We start from the raw sequence: 18,003 nt of genomic DNA, 5'->3' as shown, positions 1-18,003 counted from the left end.
ATGCAGGTTCAGGGACGTTTAAGAAAAATGCTCACCCAGCACCAACAGGAGGTGAGCTATCAGCTGCGGTTGACCCATCCATCCGAGCCAGAAACACAGGTGCCACTTAATCCCTTGTTGGGACAGCAACTAAGTTTGGAGTTTTCTGGCGATATTCACTGTATTCATTGTGATCGGAAAACCAGTAAAAGTTTTAGTCAGGGCTATTGCTACCCTTGTTTTAAAAAACTGGCTCAATGTGATACTTGCATCATTAAGCCTGAAACTTGCCATTATCATCAGGGCACCTGCCGTGAGCCTGCTTGGGGTGAAGCTCATTGCTTTCAGCCCCATAGTGTCTATTTGGCCAATACCAGCGGTTTGAAAGTTGGTATCACTCGCCAATCGCAGATGCCAACACGTTGGATGGACCAGGGTGCTGTTGCTGCTTTACCCTTACTTGAGGTCAAGGATCGCTTAACCTCGGGCCAGGTTGAGATTCTCTTGGCGCAGCGTTTAAAGGATAAAACGGCTTGGCAGGCCATGCTTAAAAACCAGGTGCCGGAAGTGGATTTGCTGGCTGAGGCCACCCATGTCCTTGATGCCTATCAGGAAGAGTTAGCAAACTTCCCTCCAGCAGCAGTACAACGCTTGACCGGTGAGCCTTTGATTTTCAAGTATCCGGTTCTCCAGTACCCGAGCAAAATTAAATCCTTGAATCCTGAAAAAACACCACAAATTGAAGGCCAGTTGCTTGGCATCAAAGGCCAGTACCTGCTATTGGATACAGGTGTCATTAATTTACGTAAATTTGCCGGTTATGTGGTTGCGTTTACTAGCAACGAATAAAGCCTGGTTACTGGGATGGGGCCTCTTACTCCTGGTCCTGGTTGTTCCACGCGTGGGTGCCAGTAATCTCGAATTGATTCTAGAGCCAGAAAATTCGGCGGTTAGAACCAATGTTGAAGCCTACTTGGGTGAGGTTGCCAATCGTAATACGCGTGAAATGCGCCGTTATGCACGTTTTGCGCGTGGTGAAATTGAAAAGGCATTGGAAGCCCTGGGTTACTATAACTATCAAATGGAACTGACTGTTGAGGAAGGAGATCCAGCACGCCTGAGAGTGGTTGTTGAGACGGGTGAGCCGGTGATGCTGGGATATGTCAGTATTGGCCTGGTCGGTGAAGCACTCCAGCAACCTGAGTTTACTCTGCCTTCAACAGCTCAATTAAGAAGAGGGCAACCGCTCAACCACAGCCACTATGAATCAGCAAAACGCCACTTTCGCAATCAGGCACTGACCTATGGTTACTTTTCTTCTGGCTTCACCGTCCAAGAACTGTTGATTGATCCTGAAGTAGATATTGCGGATATCACTCTTCACTTTGATTCAGGGCCGCGTTACCGTTTGGGCCCAGTTAGCTTTGATCATGAAGGTAAATTGGATGAGGCGTTTTTGCAGCGTTTTGTCCGCTTTGTTCCGGGCATGCCCTATTCCACACAGCAACTAGCTGAACTCAGCCGTGAGCTGAGAGAAAGTGGTTATTTTCGTGAGGTGTTGGTTGATGCTGATCCGGATGAAGTAGATGAAGACTTGCATGTACCTGTGGAAGTCCTGGTTAGAGCCAGAAAGCCCAGAACCTTAAATCTGGGTCTGGGCTTTTCAACCGATATCGGCCCCAGAGCCAGCGCTGGTTGGGTACAGCACTGGGTTAATCCGAGAGGTCTACGGCGAGGTGTGGATACTCAAGTCTCTGAACCTCAACAAAGTATTAGTGGCTGGTACGAGTTTCCTCTGGATCCACCCATGACTGACAAGCTGCGGATCAGTAGTAGTGTTGAAAATGAATATTTTAATATTCAAAGGAGTCGACGCTATGGGGCGGCTATCCAATGGTTTTACCGGCATAGCAATAACTGGGAGCGAGTGCTTTCATTAAGAGGCGAGCGCGAAGAGTTTCGCGTTGGTGAAGATGATGGTGCCACCTGGTTGACACTCCCTGGTATAGGCTATGGCTACTTTCAGGGTGATCGGCGTGTTGATCCAACTCGAGGCTACCGCTTACAGATTGATGTTGAAGGTAGTCGGCAGGATTATTTTTCGGATGTTGATATTTTACAGGTTACTTTCCTGGCCAGGGGGCTGACCACGCTCTGGGACCACCACCGTTTCCTGGCACGTTTTCGTGCCGGCGGAACGGCAACCAATGAATTTAACCGGGTACCTGCTTCCTTGCGCTTTTTTGCCGGGGGTGACCAAAGTGTTCGCGGTTACGGTTATCAGGAGTTAGCTCCTGAGGGCAGTGACGGGCGCTTGATTGGTGGACGCTACCTGGCAACGGCAGGTCTGGAATACCAGTATGCCTTTGCAGAGCGCTGGCGCTGGGCTTTTTTTGTGGATGCCGGTGATGCGGTTTTGGAACCAGAAGACCTTCAGGAACCCAAAGTAGGTGTGGGGACAGGGATACGCTGGGTATCGCCGGTTGGTCCACTGCGCCTGGATATTGCTCAGGGGTTGGATGATGATCTGGGTGGCTGGCGGATTCACTTTACCTTGGGGCCAGAGATATGATTAGTCGCGCTTGGCTCTATTTCAGGCAACGACTGGTGGCGCGCTTGCTGCTGCCCCTTCTATGGTTGCGCTTGATTCTGCGTTGGCTGCTTTATTTGGCTTCCGCCAGTATCAGCCTGCTAACTCTCTTCTTGTTATTGGGTTTTCTATGGCTTTTTGCCAGTGAGCCAGGAGGCAGCTGGTTACTACGCCAAGCTCCAGGTGTTCAAGTTGAAGGCTTTAGTGGTTATTTGATTAGTGATTGGCAAGCGGAGAAGCTTAGCTGGGAGGGCGAGGAAACCCGGGTCGAACTGGAAAATTTACAAATAGCCTGGCAGCCCCTTTGTCTGCTCAGATTTGCTGTCTGTGTGCGCTCTGCTGAAGCAACGGCGTTAAATATTGATCGTTTTCCCGCTACTGATTCTGAAGCAGAAGCAACAGCCACCAGTGAAGACTCTGGCTGGGATAGTTTTCGTATGCCAGAAATTCAGCTTCCTGAGCTAGCCATGCCTTGGCCTCTAACGGTCGATGAAGTACGTTTATCCAGTCTGACGTTTAACCAGCAAGAGCATTTAAATGCCATCTATTTGCAGGACGCTCGCTGGCAAGACGTAACTCTTGAGTGGCAAAACCTAAGCCTACACACTCCCTGGTTGCCCTTGGATAGTCACTCTCCTCTGCAAGCTCAGGGGCATTTGGATATGCAGGGCGATTGGGCACTGGCTTTGGATCTGCAGGCTGGCTGGCAGGGATTGCAATTACAGGCGCAGGCAGGCGGAAGTCTGCAGGTCTTGGAAATTCGAGAGCTGGCAGCTGACCGTTTGCCGGTCAAAGCAACAGCTGAGCTGGCACTTTTTACTGCTGAGTTACCGCTGCGTGTGCAGCTGGAGGCGACCGAAGTTTCGAGTTCGGATTTCTGGCAGGCCAGATCTCTACCGCCACCTGTAGCCGTCCAGAAGTTAGATAGCAACTTTCTCTTAGATCATGTGAATCTGGAATTCTCCGGTGATTTGGAGCAAGGCTGGCGTCTTGATTCCAAAGGTCAGCTCTTAGCTGGGCAGCAATTGATCCTGCTGGATTTAGCCCTGACTATGGATTTAACAGACCTTCAGTTAGAAAAACTTCAGCTAGCCTATCACCCGGAGCGACAACTGACTTTATCCGGGCAAAGTGATTGGGCTTCTTTATTCTCTTTGGGTGGAGAGGGCAGAGAAACCGCTGATGCCCAGCTGCATCTGGATTGGCAGACTTTTCTGGGTGAAGGCTTTCCCTGGCAGGCATTCATGAATGAGCCCTGGACGCCTTTCTGGAGTGAAGACTCACTGACTCTTCAAGCCAGTCTTCAGCAAGGACAACTGAGTCTGGGTGGGTATCTGGATACCCATCTGGATTTGCAAGGCGATGAGTTGGAATTGGAAACCCGCTTCTCATCAACACTACCCTTGCACAGCTTGCTGAACCTTGGGCGTGCCAGTGCGCGCCTATCCCAGCCCTTGGAGCCTTTGAATCTTAATGAGCCCTCATCGCCACTTGAAAAATGGTTGAGCTGGGCTGAAGACTTGGAGTTAGGTCTGCAAGGTCAGTTGAAGGGTGAGTTAGAGCGAGTAGATTTTCCCTTTTTAGCCAATTTGGATTTTGATCTGCTATGGCAGGGGTCTCAGCGTTATTATTCCTTACATCTACCGACTATTAGTTTACAGGGTGCGGGCGAAGAACACCTACAAGCGAAGTTATTACTGACTTCGGACTTCTGGCAAGCCAGCCTCTCCAGCCATTTGGCCGATTTGGAACATTTAACCCAGCCTTGGGTGGAAGGCTTGGATGGTGACCTGGTTGTCACGGCTCATGCCAGTCTGCCCGCTCTGATCAATGGCTATAAGACCTCAGTTGATTTGGCGAGCCTACAAACTAGCCTTTTACAGGGTGATTACCGTCTTCGAGCTTCAGCAAGACAGGTCAGCTGGCAGGACATTGAAATTCAAAAAATGGCCTGGGCCTTGGAGTATTCGGGATTAATTTCCCGTCCTTTAGGTCAACAGCCGATCAAATGGCAAGTGCTTGCTCAGCAGTTACAGATCGGTGATGACCTGCAGCTTGAAAATCTGCGCTTGCAGCTGGAAGGCTTGGCTGAAGAGCACCGACTAAGACTGAGTGGCGATTATACCGGTCAAAATTTCAGCATGACCTTGGATGGAGGCTGGAAGCCACAAGAGGAAGGTGGCCGGATCCTGAGCTATGCAATGGAACCCTTTGATCTGGAAGGCCTGGGTTTTTTGTTACCGGATAATTTGCAATGGCAAGGGCGGATGCAGGGTGAAGTAAGCATGGATTGGCAGCCGGATGGTCTGCATGCTGACCTGTTTTTAGATGCCAATGGTGGCGAATTCCTGGTTTATCAGGTCGATGAGATCAATCGAATAGAAGAATGGATTCCTTTTTCCTACCAGCAGCTTGAGCTGGCGGTGCAATTAAGACCCGATTACCTGGATGTGCACTGGCAGCTTTATGGCGAGCAGTTGGGGCTGAGTGAACTGGATTTACAACTGGCTTTGTTTGCCGACCCAGAAACGGGTGAGCGTTCTCTAAATGGGCGCTATCTTCTGGAAGATGCAGATTTACAACTCCTCTTACCCTTTTTGGATGTGGATGATCTGGATGGCAAGCTGCAGGGGTCCGGTGAGATTAGGGGGCAACTCTTGGCTCCTGAAATTTGGGGGGAACTACGCTTAATTGAGGTTTCGGCCAGTGATTTGCAATGGCCGGTCAATTTAAGTCGTCTGGATGCAGTGATTACTCTGCAAGCTAGAGAAGCCAGATTGGGCGGTGATTTTGAAGCGGGTCGACGGGGTTCGGGGCGTCTGGATGGTCAATTGAACTGGGAAGACGGCTTGGAAGGCTTACTGGATATCAGTGGCCGGCAAATTGATATTCGTGTTGAACCCTGGGCAGGCCTTGAATTGGAACCTAACCTGCGTTTGACCTTGCGTGCAGGTGAGTTGCATTTAGGAGGAACTCTGGCCATTCCCAGTGGCAATATTGAAATTCAACGCTTACCCCAGCAGGCCGTCAGGGTTTCCAGTGATGCCAGGGTCAGGAATCGGCCAGAGCCTGAGCCAGCCTTGGTCGCCGGATTTAGTATGGATATTGAACTGATTATTGGCAGCGATCGCTTGCGTCTCAATGCCTTTGGTTTGGAAGCTGACTTGGAAGGACGCTTAAGAGTCGGTGATGGTATGGATACCCGGGGAGAGCTCTTGCTGGTTAGGGGAACCTATCAATCCTGGGGGCAGGATCTACGTTTGCGTAGGGCAAGGCTGAATTTCAATGGTCCTATCGATCTTCCCTTTCTCGATATAGAGGCGATTCGGGAAATACAGGATGTTCTGGTTGGCATTCGGGTGACTGGAAGAATTGATGAACCGGAAACTGAGATTTTTTCAGAACCGGCAATGTCTAGCGAAAATGCTTTGGCCTGGTTGGTACTGGGGCGACCCTTGCAAACTGAAACAGATGAAAATGCGGTCAATACAGCAGCTTTGTCACTTGGGCTGGCTGGCGTTGCTGATTATACCCGCCGCGTGGGTGAGGTCGTAGGGATACGTGACTTTGAGTTGGCAACCGAGGGTGAAGGCAGTGATGCCAGTGTGGTTGCTGCCGGCTATTTAAACCGGCGCTTGAGTGTTCGCTATGGTGTGGGGATTTATGAAGATATCAGCCGGGTTGCCGTGCGCTATGAGTTGACCCGTCAACTTTATATTGAAGTGGTCAACTCCATTGAAAACTCGCTCGATATCTTTTGGGAAGTGGATTACTAAAGGTTATCCAACCCCTTTTCAGCCATAGCAACGGCACGGAAGACAGCCCGGCCTTTATTCAGGGTTTCCTCCCATTCCAGTTGGGGAACCGAGTCGGCGACTACCCCGGCCCCGGCCTGGATATGGATTTCGCCCTCTTTAATGACGGCCGTACGGATTGCAATGGCGGTGTCCATATTACCCTGCCAGCCCAGATAACCCACAGCGCCACCGTAGACCCCGCGCTTAACGGGTTCGAGTTCATCCAAAATTTCCAGAGCACGGATCTTAGGTGCGCCTGACAGGGTGCCTGCCGGAAAGGTCGCGCGCAAGACATCCAGAGCGGTTAGTTCGGGTTTGAGCTGGCCGACAACATTGGAGACAATATGCATGACATGAGAGTAGCGCTCCACCGTCATGGTGTCGGTGACTTCAACACTGCCGGTTTTAGCAATACGACCAACATCATTGCGTCCTAAATCGATCAACATCAAATGCTCGGCTCTTTCCTTGGGATCAGCCAAGAGTTCAGCTTCCAGAGCCTGGTCTTCATTTTCATTACTGCCACGTTTACGCGTTCCCGCAATAGGCCTGACGGTTACTTCACCCTCTTCAAGACGAGCCAGAATTTCGGGTGAAGAGCCGACTACCTGAAAAGTGTCCAGCTGCAAATGAAACATATAGGGCGAAGGGTTCAGGCAGCGTAGTGCTCGGTAGAGGTCTAGTGACTGGGCCTGAAAGGGTAAGCTCATGCGCTGTGATAGCACACACTGCATAATATCTCCGGCCAGAATATAGTCCTTGATCTTGCCGACTGCCTGCTTGAAATCCGCTTCGCTGAAGCCTGCCTGGAAATCGCTTTCTTTGACTTGTTCGCGTCCTGTTCCGGGGCTGGTGGTGGTTAGCGTGGCCGTACGCAGTTGAACCTCCAGGGCTTCCAAGCGCTGGTAGGCTTTATCTAAAGCAGCCGGGTTAACTGGATCGGTATGCGTGATCAGATAGAGTTTGCCGGAGAGGTTATCAAAAACCACTACTTCTTCGGAAACCATCAATAAAATATCGGGTACCTGCAAAGGATCGGCTTGGTCACGAGCCTGAGAGTTGGCATTGAGCCTGGGCTCTATATAGCGAATGGTTTCGTGCCCGAAGTAACCAACCAGCCCACCGGTAAACAAGGGCAGCCCTTGAAGGGGTGCGACCTTAAAACCAGCCTGGAAGTCTTCAATCGTTTGCAAGGGATCGGCCACTTCCTCGTTACGCAAGCAGTCCCCAGCCTTGTAGTGACTAAAGTTGTGGCCGTGGATTTCAATGCGTTCGTCACTGGGCAAGCCGATAATGGAATAACGCCCCCATTTTTCACCCCCTTGAACGGACTCCAGCAGGTAGGTATAGGGTGCCTGAGCCAGTTTCATATAGGTCGAAAGGGGTGTGTCCAGGTCGGCCAGAACTTCACGGGCAACCGGAATGCGGTTATAGCCCTGGGCGGCCAAAGAAGCAAAGAGTTCGGGGGTCATTCGGCTAATCCTTGATTCAGCAATTCGCTCAGTTGGTTGATCACTAGGTCAGGCTGACTGCTACTGATGGGTTCACCCTGATTGTAGCCATAGGGTACACCAACACTGATAAAACCGGCAGCCTTGGCCGCTTGAATATCATGACGGGAGTCTCCCACCAGAACAGATTTCTCGGGTTGGCTGCCAAAATATTTAGCCGCCGCTAATAAGGGAGCCGGGTGGGGCTTTTTATAATCTAGGCTGTCGCCACCCAAGAGCAGTTGAAAGCAGGAGGCAATATTTAACGCCTCCAGGATACCCGGCACAAAGCGCAGGGGTTTATTGGTGATGACCGCCATTGGCAGATCCAGATTCTGCAGGGCCAGCAAGGTTTCTTCTACCTGTGGGTAAAGGCAGGTTGCTTCCCCTTTGCAGCGATCATAGGTTTCCAAAAAATAGCTGTGGGCCTCTAGTAACCTGGGGTCCTCTTTATCCAAAAAGAGCTCACCCTGGTCATTGTTGGTCAGGGCTTTTTGTAACAGAGCCAGGCTGCCCTGACCGACCCAGTTGCGTACACGCTGCTGACCTGCAGCAGGTAAACCCAAGTGTTCAAGTGTGCAATCCACGGCTGTGGCCAGGTCAGGCACCGAGTCAATCAGGGTTCCATCCAGGTCAAAAGCCAAAAGCTGGCAGCCTTGGAGTTGTGGGTGAAGTTGCATCGGCTCAGCTTTGCGCCAGTTGCTGGCGCAGCTTTTGAATGACGGTGTCAAAGCCATTGGGGTCTTCGCTGAGCCTTTGTCCAAAGATGGCTGAACCGGCTACAAAGGTATCTGCACCGGCTGCTGCAATTTCCGCAATATTGGCAAGACCAACGCCACCATCCACTTCTAAACGCAGAGGCAGGCCGCTGGCTTCAATTTTGGCGCGCGCTTCACGGATTTTATTCAGGGTGTGGGGAATGAATTTCTGACCTCCGAAGCCTGGGTTAACACTCATCAGGAGCACCAGGTCCAGCTTGTCCAGTACATGATCCATCAAATTCAGGGGCGTGGCTGGGTTAAAAACCAAGCCAGCTTGGCAGCCACCTTCGCGGATTCTTTGTAGACTGCGATCAATATGTTCAGAAGCCTCCGGGTGAAAAGTGATGCTGGTTGCTCCAGCTTCAATGAAGTCACCGATAATTCGATCCACTGGCTTAACCATCAAATGGACATCAATGGGCGCAGTGATACCGTGATCCCTAAGGGCCTTGCAGACCATGGGGCCTATGGTCAGATTAGGTACATAGTGGTTGTCCATCACATCAAAATGCACCCAGTCGGCTCCTGAAGCCAGGACTTGGTCGACATCCTCACCCAGGCGGGCGAAATTGGCAGAGAGTATAGAGGGAGCAATTACAAAGTCATTTCTGGACATCTAGGCACCTAAGGATCAAATTTTTAGCCATTTTAGGGGATACTGGCGTTTCAAGAAAGCAGACAACTCAAATAGTCAGCGATCCTTTGCAGGCGCTGCTTGGTTGTCTACCCAAGGCTGTTTATACTCGGGGTAGGTTTTGATAAAGGAAGTGTCCAAGGTGAAGTATTTTCTGTTGATCCTGCTGATGTTGATGCTGGCGCTGCAACCGCTTCAAGCAACAGGTTTGCCGCCTGGCTTTGCTGACGAAGAAGATGAAGAAGAGGAAGATCAGCGGGAGCGGGCTGAAGTGGACTATCAGCGTCTGCTACTCAAAGCTATGCTGGAGCAGGTGGAAGAAGAAGAAATTCTGGAGCTGGATCTGGACGACGAGCGCCAATTTCTGTTGTTACAGCAGGAGGCCCTCAGTGCCAGTCCCAAGGGTAACCTATTTATTCTACCGGGAGATGGACTTCACCCCAATTGGCCGTTGGGAGTCGCTCCACTTCGCAAGGCGATGGCTGATCAAGGTTGGCATACCCTGGCCCTTTCCTTGCCTTTGTATCAACCGCTGGGCCCACCCGACCGCACCTTGCCACCTGGGCCACTTTTATCACGCCTGAGCTCAACAGCAACGCCTGCTCATCAGGAAAATGATGAAGAAGAGGCAGGCGCTTTTCCGGGTGCTTTTGATGATGATCAGGACGAGGAAGAAGAAATCCAGGAGCCACCGGACCCTGCTGAAAGACTGGCTGAACAGCGTGCCCTGGTGGAAGAACGGTTGCAACTGGCGTTGAACCACCAGGGAACAGAAGGTCGCCAGGTCTTGGTTCTTCAGGGCGAAGCCGTTTTCTGGCTTTTACCTTGGCTGGAAGCGGGTAATTGGCCTGAAAATGCCGCTTTGGTTCTCTTGAATGTCAAGGTGCCGGAAGGTGCTCGTGCGGCTGATCTCAATCAAGCCCTGCGTGCTTTAGGTTCCAGGCCCTTGCTGGATGTCTATGACCCCCGTTCAGCTGAACAAAGGCGCCATGCTGAAGGGCGCAAAGCAGCTTATCGGCGGGCGGGTAATCAGCGTGCAGTGCAATTGCCAATGGAAGCCAACAGTGGTCAGCGTCAACGGAGTTCGGATGCTTGGTTGACTCAACGGGTTGAGGGTTGGCTGCGCAGCCTGGATTAGAGGCCGCGTGCCTTTTTCAGTAGAGCATAGGCTTGCTGAATTTCCTGGGCACGTTCCTTGGCTTTTGCCAGAGCACGATCAGTCAAACCCTGTGCCATGAGTTTGTCAGGGTGGTTTTGGCTCATTAGTCGCCGGTAGGTGAGCTTGATTTCCTTGTTGCTGGCTGAAGAATTGAGCCCCAGGGTTCGATAGGCAGAAACCAGGCTGAGTTCTTGAGTCGGTTTACGCGTATAGCCCTGCTGACGTTCCTGACTAGTGCCATAGCCTTTGGCTTCCCGAATGCGGCGGTGCAGCCGGTCCAAATCAACCTGGCCGATATCCAGAAAAGGCAGGAAGCTCTGTATTATCTTCAGCTGTGCTTCCCTGGGTCCGCCATCGGCATAGGCCATTTCCAGCAGCTGTTCCATAAAATCCAAACGTCTGGCCTTGCGGGTAGCATAGCGTTTACGCAGCTGTTCGAGAGCATTTTGGGCCGTGGTTTGGCTGGCCAGCTTGCCCTGGTTAAAACGCTCTATGGCTTCCTGGCGTTCCTTGCGCTTTAACTTCATACGCTTGAAGAGGGCTTCTGCAGCGGCAATTTCCTGAGGTGAAACGCGCCCATCCTGTTTGGCCAGATAGCCCAGGCAGGTAAACAGGGTTTCCCGGTAGATGCGTTCACTGGGTTTGGGTAAGCGGCCTCTTGGTAGCTTACCCAGCAAGACAAAAAGTGATTGGCGATGATAGTCAAAACTGTGACCAAGAATGATACCTAGAGCAAGACCGACCCAGCCACCGAGTAGAAAGCCAATCAATGCGCCTGCCGCCTTGCCGGCAAAAGGAGGTAACCGCAATTTCATGCCAGATATCCGTTGAGTTGATCCAGTCTTAAGGGGGTTCCTACGTCCACCCAATCACCATTATAAGCTTGACCATCAGCCAGTTGTTGATCAACCAGGGAGCGCAGCAAAGGGGCTAGAGGAAAGGCTTGCCCTTTTTCCGGTAGTTGCTCATAGGCACTGGTTAGGTGTTCTTTTGTCAGGCATCGGGGGTCAAGCAGGCTAATACCAGAAAAAGTCATCGCGGTTGCATCAGCGCCGGGCTGGTTACTCAGGGTTTGAGTGCTAGGGTTAAAATAAAAATCACCCTTGGGATGGTGCTCAGGGTTGGGAACTAGAAACAACCGGGCTAGCTTGTTCTCGGGTAGGTCCAATTCGGGCAGGTGCGAGCACCAGATATCGCCATTGATCAGCAGCAGGGGCTCGGGTTTCAACAAATTCAGAGCTTGAAGCAGGCCGCCCCCCGTCTCCAGTGGGGTGGCTTCAGCACTGTACTGGATATCTAGTTGCCAGCGCTCCCCCTGCCCTAATGCCAGGGGGAGCTGTTCACCCAGATGGCTGGTATTAATCACAACCGTCTTGATTTTTTTTGCAGCCAGCTTTTCTAAGTGCCAGACAATAAGCGGCTTGCCCGCAACCTTGAGCAGGGGCTTGGGGGTTTTCAGGGTCAGGGGCCGCATTCGCTTTCCTTCGCCTGCTGCAAAAATCATGGCCTGAGTGATCATACTTCCTGATGCTTGATCTGCTGTTCATGCACGAGCGTTACCACCTGCGGGAGGATCATGTCTTCAATCCATTGGGTGATATCGGCCGCTTGCGGGTATTTTTTAAGGGCTCTGGTCAAATGCTGTAGAGTTAGTGGTAAATCCTGAAGATAACTGGGCTTGCTGTCTCTTAGCCAAAGGCGGGCAAAAATACCTGCAGCTTTTAAATGGCGCTGCATTCCCATCCAGTCAAACCAGTGTTCAAACTGGGACTTGTTCACTCCGGGTTGGATTAATTGATAAAAATAATCCAACCACTGGTCTTGCCAGGCCAGCGGCCAATCCAGATAACAGTCACGTATCAGAGAAACTGCATCATAGGTGCAGGGGCCGCTGACTGCATCTTGAAAATCCAGGATACCCAGCTGCTGATAGGGCGTTACCATCAGGTTGCGTGAGTGGTAATCACGATGCACCCTAACCTGAGGTTGCGCCAGTGCCTGTTGGATCAAGTCTTCCCGAAAGTGGCTCCAGGATGCGGGTAGGGCACTTGGTTTTAGATCAAGAAAGTGCCCGAGCAGCCAGTCTTCAAAAAGCTGAATTTCCCGGTTCAGTAAGGCCCAATCATAAGTAGGCAAGCCAGCCAGTTGCTGATCTGAGCACTGCTGAAGTTCGGCCAGTTGTTTAAGGGCCTGTCGATAGAAGGGGTCGGCTGCTTCTGGAGTTAACGGCTCAACCACCTGCATCAGTTGGCGGTCACCAAAATCTTCAAGCAGAGCAAAGCCTTGTTGTTGGCAGCTGGCATGGAGCCGGGGTACAGCAATGCCTTCATGATGCCAGGCTTCAGCCAGTTGTAAAAAACGGCTTGAATCCTCTTGGGCAGGAGGGGCATCCATAACTATTAAGTCTTCACCCAGATGAGTTGCTTGGGCTTCCAGGCGATAATAGCGCCGAAAACTGGCATCACCGGCGACTTGAACCAGGTTGGGCGATGTCTGTCTCAACCAGGGCTGTAGCCAACTGACAAGCTGCTGTTGGCGGTCTTGAAGCGCGTTGCTTGTCTGAGTCATAAAAAGCAATCATGGCAGTGGTTAATAGAAACGCTATAATACGCTTTTTTTAAGCCTTTAGCAGGCCTGCTTGGGTTTTCCAGTCTTCAGGAGTTGCTTTTGAAGCCAGTAAGTTTAAGGGTTTGCAGTTTTTTACTGTTGGCATCGGGGCCGCTCATGGCCTCGCCAAGCCTACCACCTGATTTACCTGCCCAGAAGCTTGACTGGCAGCTATATGAACGCCGCCCTGCAGGGCAGGTTTGCCAGGGTTATTACGTGTCCCCTCCCTTGGATTTGCCGGAAGCCGATCGGTCCCTAGGTGATGCTCGCTTGTTTGCCGAAGGACGGCAACTTGACTATTCACCTGAAGGTGGAATGAATTTGCAGGGCGAGGTGCGTCTCAGACAAGGGCCGCTTTATCTGCTGTCTGATCAAGCCCAGCTAAATGCTGATCGAACCCGAGCGCGTTTTACAGGTAATCTGGAGGTTCGCCAGGACAATTTTTTGCTTCGTGCTGAAGAGGGTGATTATGAATTGGATAGCAATTACCTTCGTGCAGAGGGTGCTCACTACCTGATCCATGATCAACATATGCGAGGCGCTGCCTGGAAGCTGGAACAGCTGCCGGATGGTCGCGTTCGCCTGCAGGAAGCCAGTATGACGACCTGTAGTCCTGATGATCATGCTTGGCGGCTGGTTGCCAAGCGTATTGATTTGAATAGGGAAAGTGGCTTTGGTGATGCTTACCATGTGCGTATGGAAGTGCAAAAGGTGCCCGTTTTCTATGTGCCCTGGGTGCGTTTTCCCATTGATGATCGCCGCCATACGGGTTTATTGAGCCCGACTATTTCTTATTCAACCAGCCAGCAGCGACTGGATTATATCCAGCCCTTTTATTGGAGCCTGGCACCTAATTATGATGCCACCTTCTGGCCACGTTATATCGGAGATCGGGGCTGGATGCTGGGCACTGAGTTTCGTTATCTACAGCCCAGTGATGCAGGGCAGCTGTTTTATGCCCGTTTGAATAATGATGATCGTTACTATGGCTTGGATCGCTGGCATTTTGCGGCTCAACATACTGGGCGCTGGGAAGCCGCTGGCCTGAATTACAATTTGGATTTTGCTCAGGCCAGTGACCATAGTTATTTTTATGATCTGGCTAAAGGGCGTTTTGGTGATGAGGACAATGAGCGCCTTCTCCAGCAGTTACGGTTGGACTATCGTTGGAACAACTGGCAGGGACGTTTACAGGCCAGAGGCTATCAAGAGTTAAGGCGCCGTTTTGATCCTAATAGCAATGCTGTGGAACCTGAAACCACCTTTGCACTCTTCGATTTACGCCAAGGACGGGATGCGCGCCGTCAGGATTACTATCAGTTACCACAACTGGAAATCCGGGGCCGTGAACGGCTAAGTCGTCACTTTCAGGCGGGTTTCCTGATGGATTTGACCTATTTTGACAAGCTGGCTGATGAGGAGGCTAGTACGGGCCGTTACTTTACACAGAATGTTGCCGAAACTGGGGGTGATTTTTATATCAGCAGTCTTAATAATTGGGGTGCTCCCAGAGCCACCCGCCTGCACCTGGAGCCCTCGTTAAGTGGTGACTGGACTTGGCCTTGGGCCTATGTGCGCCCGCAAGTCAAGCTCAAGCACTCCAGCTATTGGTTGGACCCCTACTGGGATGAAAATGTCAGCCAAGAAGAGCGTGATGGCGTCAACCTGGAGCCCAGCGTCACTGTGCCTGTCTATAGTCTGGATACAGGTATTTTTCTGGAAAGGGATGCCCGCTTTTTCGGTCAGGACATGATACAAACGCTTGAGCCGCGCGTATTTTCTGCCTATGTGCCCTTTGTTGAACAGTATGATGTCCCTAACCTGTTTGATGGCTCCTTTAGTGAGTTTGATATCAACCAGCTGTATCGGGCTGAGCGAACTGGAGGGCGGGATAGAGTGGGTGATGTTCAAAAAACTACTTTGGGTGTTACCCAGCGCCTACTGAATCAGGATACGGGTCGGGAAGTAGTGAGTTTTGCGGTTGCCCAAGAGTTTTACTGGGCTGATAGACGCGTTAACGAAAGTTATCGGCACCCCGATGACCCTAATCGTGAAGATCAGTTGCCGCGTGCCGAACAGGACTATTCCCAGGTGAGGGAAAGGTCCAATCTGGCTTTCCAAGCCAATTGGAATATTACCCGCAACCTGCAGCTGCGTTCCAGTTTGCTTTGGGATGAGCGCCTGGAGAAAACAGACAGAGCCAATACCCGCTTCAGTTATCAAGATGGCCGGGGGATGCATTTGAACCTGGGCCATACTTACACATCCAACTATCAAAACCTTGGTTTGCAAGGGCCCCGGCCTTCAACAGATGAGCTAGATGCCTATTCTTATACTGCAGAAGCGGAAGAACAGTTGTATATCAGTGGTGTGTTTCCACTTCACAATGAACACTGGCGTTTCTTCTTTAAGCGCTCTTGGGACTGGAAACGGGATGAAGTTCTCGATAGCCTGACGGGTTTGGAATACACCTCCTGTTGTTGGCAGCTGCAAATGGTGTATCGCGACTGGATCAAGGATCCTGATTTCTTCCCTAAGGGTGAAACAGAGGAAAGAGACAGGGATCAGGCTATTTACCTGCAAGTCGTCTTTCGTGGCCTGGGCGGTGCGGGTCAATCAACACGTGATCTTCTGGGTACAGAAATCCAGGGTTTTACAGAACGTAGTTATTCAAGTGGAAGATAAGATAGGTGTCCATTTTGCTGAAAATTAAACAAGTAATATCCCTCTTGGGGTTAGTGCTCCTGGTCTTTGCAGCCAGCTTGCAGGCAGAGTCCCGCCTGCTGGACAGGGTCGTTGCGATCGTGGGTGAAGAAGCGCTAATGGAAAGTGAGCTGCGTGATCGCATGCAGATGGTTCGTGCCCAAATCAGTGATCGTGGCGTGCGCGTACCGCCAGATGAGGTGCTGCGTGAACAGGTTATGGAAAGACTGGTACTGGACACAATTCAGTTACAGCTGGCTGCTGAGATGGGCCTGCGTATTGATGAACAAACTCTTAACGGCACCCTGAATCGTATCGCCCGCCAGAACAACATGGATATGAACCAGTTTCGCCAGGCAATCGAAGCAGATGGTATGACTTTCCCTGCTTTTAGGGAACAAATACGCCAGGAAATGCTTATTTCCCAGGTGCGTCAGCGGCAAGTGGGTCAGCGCATTCAAGTCAGTCAGGTTGAAGTGGACAACTATTTGTCATCTCCGGAAGCCCTGGAAGAAGAAGGACGTGAATTCCGGGTCGGTCATATCCTGATTCCAGTCGTTGATAACCCCTCCCCTGAACAGGTAGCTCAGGCTCAGGAAAAAGCCAAGGAACTGTTGGAGCGAGTGGAGTCCGGGGAAGACTTTCGTGAACTGGCAGTATCTGCTTCAGCCGGTGATGAAGCCTTTAGTGGTGGTGATCTAGGCTGGCGTACAGCACTGTCGTTGCCTTCACTTTTTGCTGATCGGGTAGTGACCTTACAGGTTGGAGAAACGGCTGGCCCTATCCGGAGTCCCAGTGGTTTTCACCTGATTCAGCTCCTGGAAACCCGTGGCGGCTCTGAGCATCTGGTGCAACAAACACGTGCTCGTCACCTGCTGCTAACACCCAATGCCTTGCGTGATGAGGAAGCCACCCAGGCTTTAATTTTGCAAATGCGTGAGCGTATTCAGTCGGGTGAAAGCTTGTCTAGCCTGGCCAGAGAATACTCAGACGACCGGGCAACGCGTCAATCAGGTGGCAGTCTGGGCTGGGTCAGCCCTGGACAAATGGTTCCAGCCTTTGAAGAGGCCATGGACCAACTGGAAATTGGTGAAATTTCCCAGCCGGTACAAAGTCGTTTTGGCTGGCACCTGATAGAAGTGACTGAAAGACGTGAATCCGATGTCACTGACTCAATGCGCAGGCAGCAGGTTCAACAGGTTCTTTCTGAGCGTCGCTTTGAAGAGGAAGTGCAAAACTGGCTGCGCGAAATCCGTGACAGTACCTGGGTTGAAATTCGTGGCTAAACAGCAAACCCTATTGATTACCCCAGGCGAACCAGCCGGTGTTGGCCCGGACCTGCTTGTACAGCTCGCAGCTCAGGGCCAGAATGCTGACTGGGTTCTGGTTGCTGATCCTGGATTGCTTGAGCAAAGGGCTCTGGAACTGGGGCTGACCATCAAAACGCAGTTAGTCAGTGAGCAGCAGCTAAAAGAAGCGCATTTGCCCGAGGTCGAGGCCGGTTGTTTAAGAGTCTGGCCGGTGGCTTTAAGAGCAGCAGTGCAAAGTGGTCAGCTCAACCCTGAGAATGCCAGCTATGTTTTGGAAACCCTTGAAAAGGCTACCGCAGCTTGTCTGCAAGGCTGGGGGCAGGCTTTGGTTACTGGGCCTGTTCATAAAGGGGTGATTAATGAAGCGGGTTATCTTTTTAGCGGGCATACTGAATTCCTTCAGGAACGCTGTGGCTGTGCACAGGTGGTGATGCTTCTGGCTACAGAGGAGCTGCGCGTTGCCCTGGTCACGACTCACTTACCACTTAAAGACGTTGCAGCAGCGATCACCCCGCAACGGCTTGAGCAGATTCTGACGATTTTGCATCAGGATTTACAAAAGCGGTTCGGCTATGCCCAGCCACGCATTTTGGTTTGTGGTCTTAACCCTCATGCAGGCGAAGGAGGGCACCTGGGTCGTGAAGAGCTGGAGGTGATAGAACCCACCCTGGCTCGATTACGTACAGAAAAAGGCATGACCTTGCTCGGCCCCTGGCCAGCCGATACCCTGTTTACTGAAAAGAACCTGGCTCAGGGTGATGCTGTCCTGGCCATGTATCATGATCAGGGGTTGCCTGTTCTCAAATATCAAGGCTTTGGTCGTGCGGCCAATATCACTCTGGGTTTGCCTATTATTCGTACTTCGGTTGATCATGGTACGGCTTTGGATCTTGCGGGCAGTGGACAGGCCAACACAGGTAGCCTGTTGACTGCACTTCACTACGCTGCGCGTTTACAGAATTAATTTCACTGG

13 protein-coding genes are annotated in these 18,003 nt (G+C 51.5%); 7 read left to right on the top strand and 6 right to left on the bottom strand.

The window, feature by feature from the left end; genetic code table 11:
- From BM185_RS07930 to BM185_RS07920, 3 genes are read left to right on the top strand one after another with little or no spacing between them, the layout of a single operon-like run.
- On the top strand, window positions 1-828 hold the full coding sequence (locus BM185_RS07930; RefSeq protein ID WP_091961792.1) for a DUF2797 domain-containing protein: 828 nt from the start codon (window positions 1-3) through the stop codon (window positions 826-828).
- A complete protein-coding gene (locus tag BM185_RS07925; protein WP_218149417.1) occupies window positions 806-2,551 on the top strand; it encodes an autotransporter assembly complex protein TamA in 1,746 nt (581 codons plus the stop codon). The genes BM185_RS07930 and BM185_RS07925 overlap by 23 nt, the downstream gene beginning before the upstream one ends.
- Window positions 2,548-6,345, top strand: a complete 3,798-nt coding sequence (locus BM185_RS07920; protein WP_091961787.1) for a translocation/assembly module TamB domain-containing protein — start codon at window positions 2,548-2,550, stop codon at window positions 6,343-6,345. The genes BM185_RS07925 and BM185_RS07920 overlap by 4 nt, the downstream gene beginning before the upstream one ends.
- Here BM185_RS07920 and trpE read toward each other — a convergent pair.
- Genes trpE through rpe form a run of 3 tightly spaced genes read right to left on the bottom strand, consistent with a single transcriptional unit; the run spans window position 6,342 to window position 9,233 of the window.
- Window positions 6,342-7,838: an anthranilate synthase component I gene (gene trpE / locus BM185_RS07915; RefSeq protein WP_091961784.1), complete on the bottom strand. Its 1,497-nt coding sequence runs from the start codon at window positions 7,836-7,838 to the stop codon at window positions 6,342-6,344. The genes BM185_RS07920 and trpE overlap by 4 nt on opposite strands.
- Window positions 7,835-8,536 carry a phosphoglycolate phosphatase gene (locus BM185_RS07910; RefSeq protein ID WP_091961781.1) on the bottom strand — a complete coding sequence of 234 codons (702 nt, stop codon included), beginning with the start codon at window positions 8,534-8,536 and terminating at the stop codon, window positions 7,835-7,837. The genes trpE and BM185_RS07910 overlap by 4 nt, the downstream gene beginning before the upstream one ends.
- Before the next feature lie 4 nt (window positions 8,537-8,540).
- On the bottom strand, window positions 8,541-9,233 hold the full coding sequence (gene rpe, locus BM185_RS07905; RefSeq protein WP_091961777.1) for a ribulose-phosphate 3-epimerase: 693 nt from the start codon (window positions 9,231-9,233) through the stop codon (window positions 8,541-8,543).
- A 160-nt stretch (window positions 9,234-9,393) separates the two neighbouring features.
- On the opposite strand from rpe, the gene BM185_RS07900 reads away from it, so the two are divergent.
- Window positions 9,394-10,389: a DUF3530 family protein gene (locus BM185_RS07900; RefSeq protein WP_091961774.1), complete on the top strand. Its 996-nt coding sequence runs from the start codon at window positions 9,394-9,396 to the stop codon at window positions 10,387-10,389.
- Here BM185_RS07900 and djlA read toward each other — a convergent pair.
- Genes djlA through BM185_RS07885 form a run of 3 tightly spaced genes read right to left on the bottom strand, consistent with a single transcriptional unit; the run spans window position 10,386 to window position 12,978 of the window.
- On the bottom strand, window positions 10,386-11,225 hold the full coding sequence (gene djlA / locus BM185_RS07895) for a co-chaperone DjlA (RefSeq protein WP_091961772.1): 840 nt from the start codon (window positions 11,223-11,225) through the stop codon (window positions 10,386-10,388). The two genes, BM185_RS07900 and djlA, sit on opposite strands and share 4 nt — an antisense overlap.
- The gene (locus tag BM185_RS07890) at window positions 11,222-11,914 is read right to left on the bottom strand and encodes a nucleotidyltransferase family protein (protein ID WP_425434201.1); all 693 of its coding nucleotides are present in this window, start codon (window positions 11,912-11,914) and stop codon (window positions 11,222-11,224) included. Before BM185_RS07890 ends, djlA begins: the two co-directional genes overlap by 4 nt.
- 11 nt (window positions 11,915-11,925) lie before the next feature.
- Window positions 11,926-12,978 carry an aminoglycoside phosphotransferase family protein gene (locus BM185_RS07885; protein ID WP_091961766.1) on the bottom strand — a complete coding sequence of 351 codons (1,053 nt, stop codon included), beginning with the start codon at window positions 12,976-12,978 and terminating at the stop codon, window positions 11,926-11,928.
- Between the two features lie 156 nt (window positions 12,979-13,134).
- Here BM185_RS07885 and BM185_RS07880 point away from each other — a divergent pair, with 156 nt between their 5' ends.
- The 3 genes from BM185_RS07880 to pdxA are packed head-to-tail and all read left to right on the top strand — an operon-like array spanning window position 13,135 to window position 17,994.
- Window positions 13,135-15,702 (top strand): LPS-assembly protein LptD, encoded by a 2,568-nt coding sequence (locus tag BM185_RS07880; RefSeq protein ID WP_091961764.1) that lies wholly within the window; start codon window positions 13,135-13,137, stop codon window positions 15,700-15,702.
- Between the two features lie 14 nt (window positions 15,703-15,716).
- Entirely contained in the window at window positions 15,717-17,006 is a 1,290-nt protein-coding gene (locus BM185_RS07875; protein ID WP_177203512.1) for a peptidylprolyl isomerase, read from the top strand.
- Window positions 16,999-17,994, top strand: coding sequence for a 4-hydroxythreonine-4-phosphate dehydrogenase PdxA (pdxA, locus tag BM185_RS07870; RefSeq protein ID WP_177203504.1), 996 nt, complete (start codon window positions 16,999-17,001; stop codon window positions 17,992-17,994). The genes BM185_RS07875 and pdxA overlap by 8 nt, the downstream gene beginning before the upstream one ends.
- Window positions 17,995-18,003 lie beyond the last annotated feature (9 nt).

The organism is Marinospirillum celere (assembly GCF_900112235.1).
GTDB lineage: Bacteria > Pseudomonadota > Gammaproteobacteria > Pseudomonadales > Halomonadaceae > Marinospirillum > Marinospirillum celere.
Note: the sequence above shows the minus strand (reverse complement) of the source record. Positions and strands in the feature narration are given on the sequence as shown.

Bases quoted from the DNA above. Each gene is read 5' to 3' on its own strand.
- rpe (WP_091961777.1), bottom strand. From the start codon at position 9,233: ATGTCCAGAAATGACTTTGTAATTGCTCCCTCTATACTCTCTGCCAAT.
- BM185_RS07930 (WP_091961792.1), top strand. From the start codon at position 1: ATGCAGGTTCAGGGACGTTTAAGAAAAATGCTCACCCAGCACCAACAG.
- BM185_RS07920 (WP_091961787.1), top strand. From the start codon at position 2,548: ATGATTAGTCGCGCTTGGCTCTATTTCAGGCAACGACTGGTGGCGCGC.
- BM185_RS07885 (WP_091961766.1), bottom strand. From the start codon at position 12,978: ATGACTCAGACAAGCAACGCGCTTCAAGACCGCCAACAGCAGCTTGTC.
- BM185_RS07910 (WP_091961781.1), bottom strand. From the start codon at position 8,536: ATGCAACTTCACCCACAACTCCAAGGCTGCCAGCTTTTGGCTTTTGAC.
- trpE (WP_091961784.1), bottom strand. From the start codon at position 7,838: ATGACCCCCGAACTCTTTGCTTCTTTGGCCGCCCAGGGCTATAACCGC.
- BM185_RS07890 (WP_425434201.1), bottom strand. From the start codon at position 11,914: ATGATTTTTGCAGCAGGCGAAGGAAAGCGAATGCGGCCCCTGACCCTG.
- BM185_RS07880 (WP_091961764.1), top strand. From the start codon at position 13,135: ATGGCCTCGCCAAGCCTACCACCTGATTTACCTGCCCAGAAGCTTGAC.
- djlA (WP_091961772.1), bottom strand. From the start codon at position 11,225: ATGAAATTGCGGTTACCTCCTTTTGCCGGCAAGGCGGCAGGCGCATTG.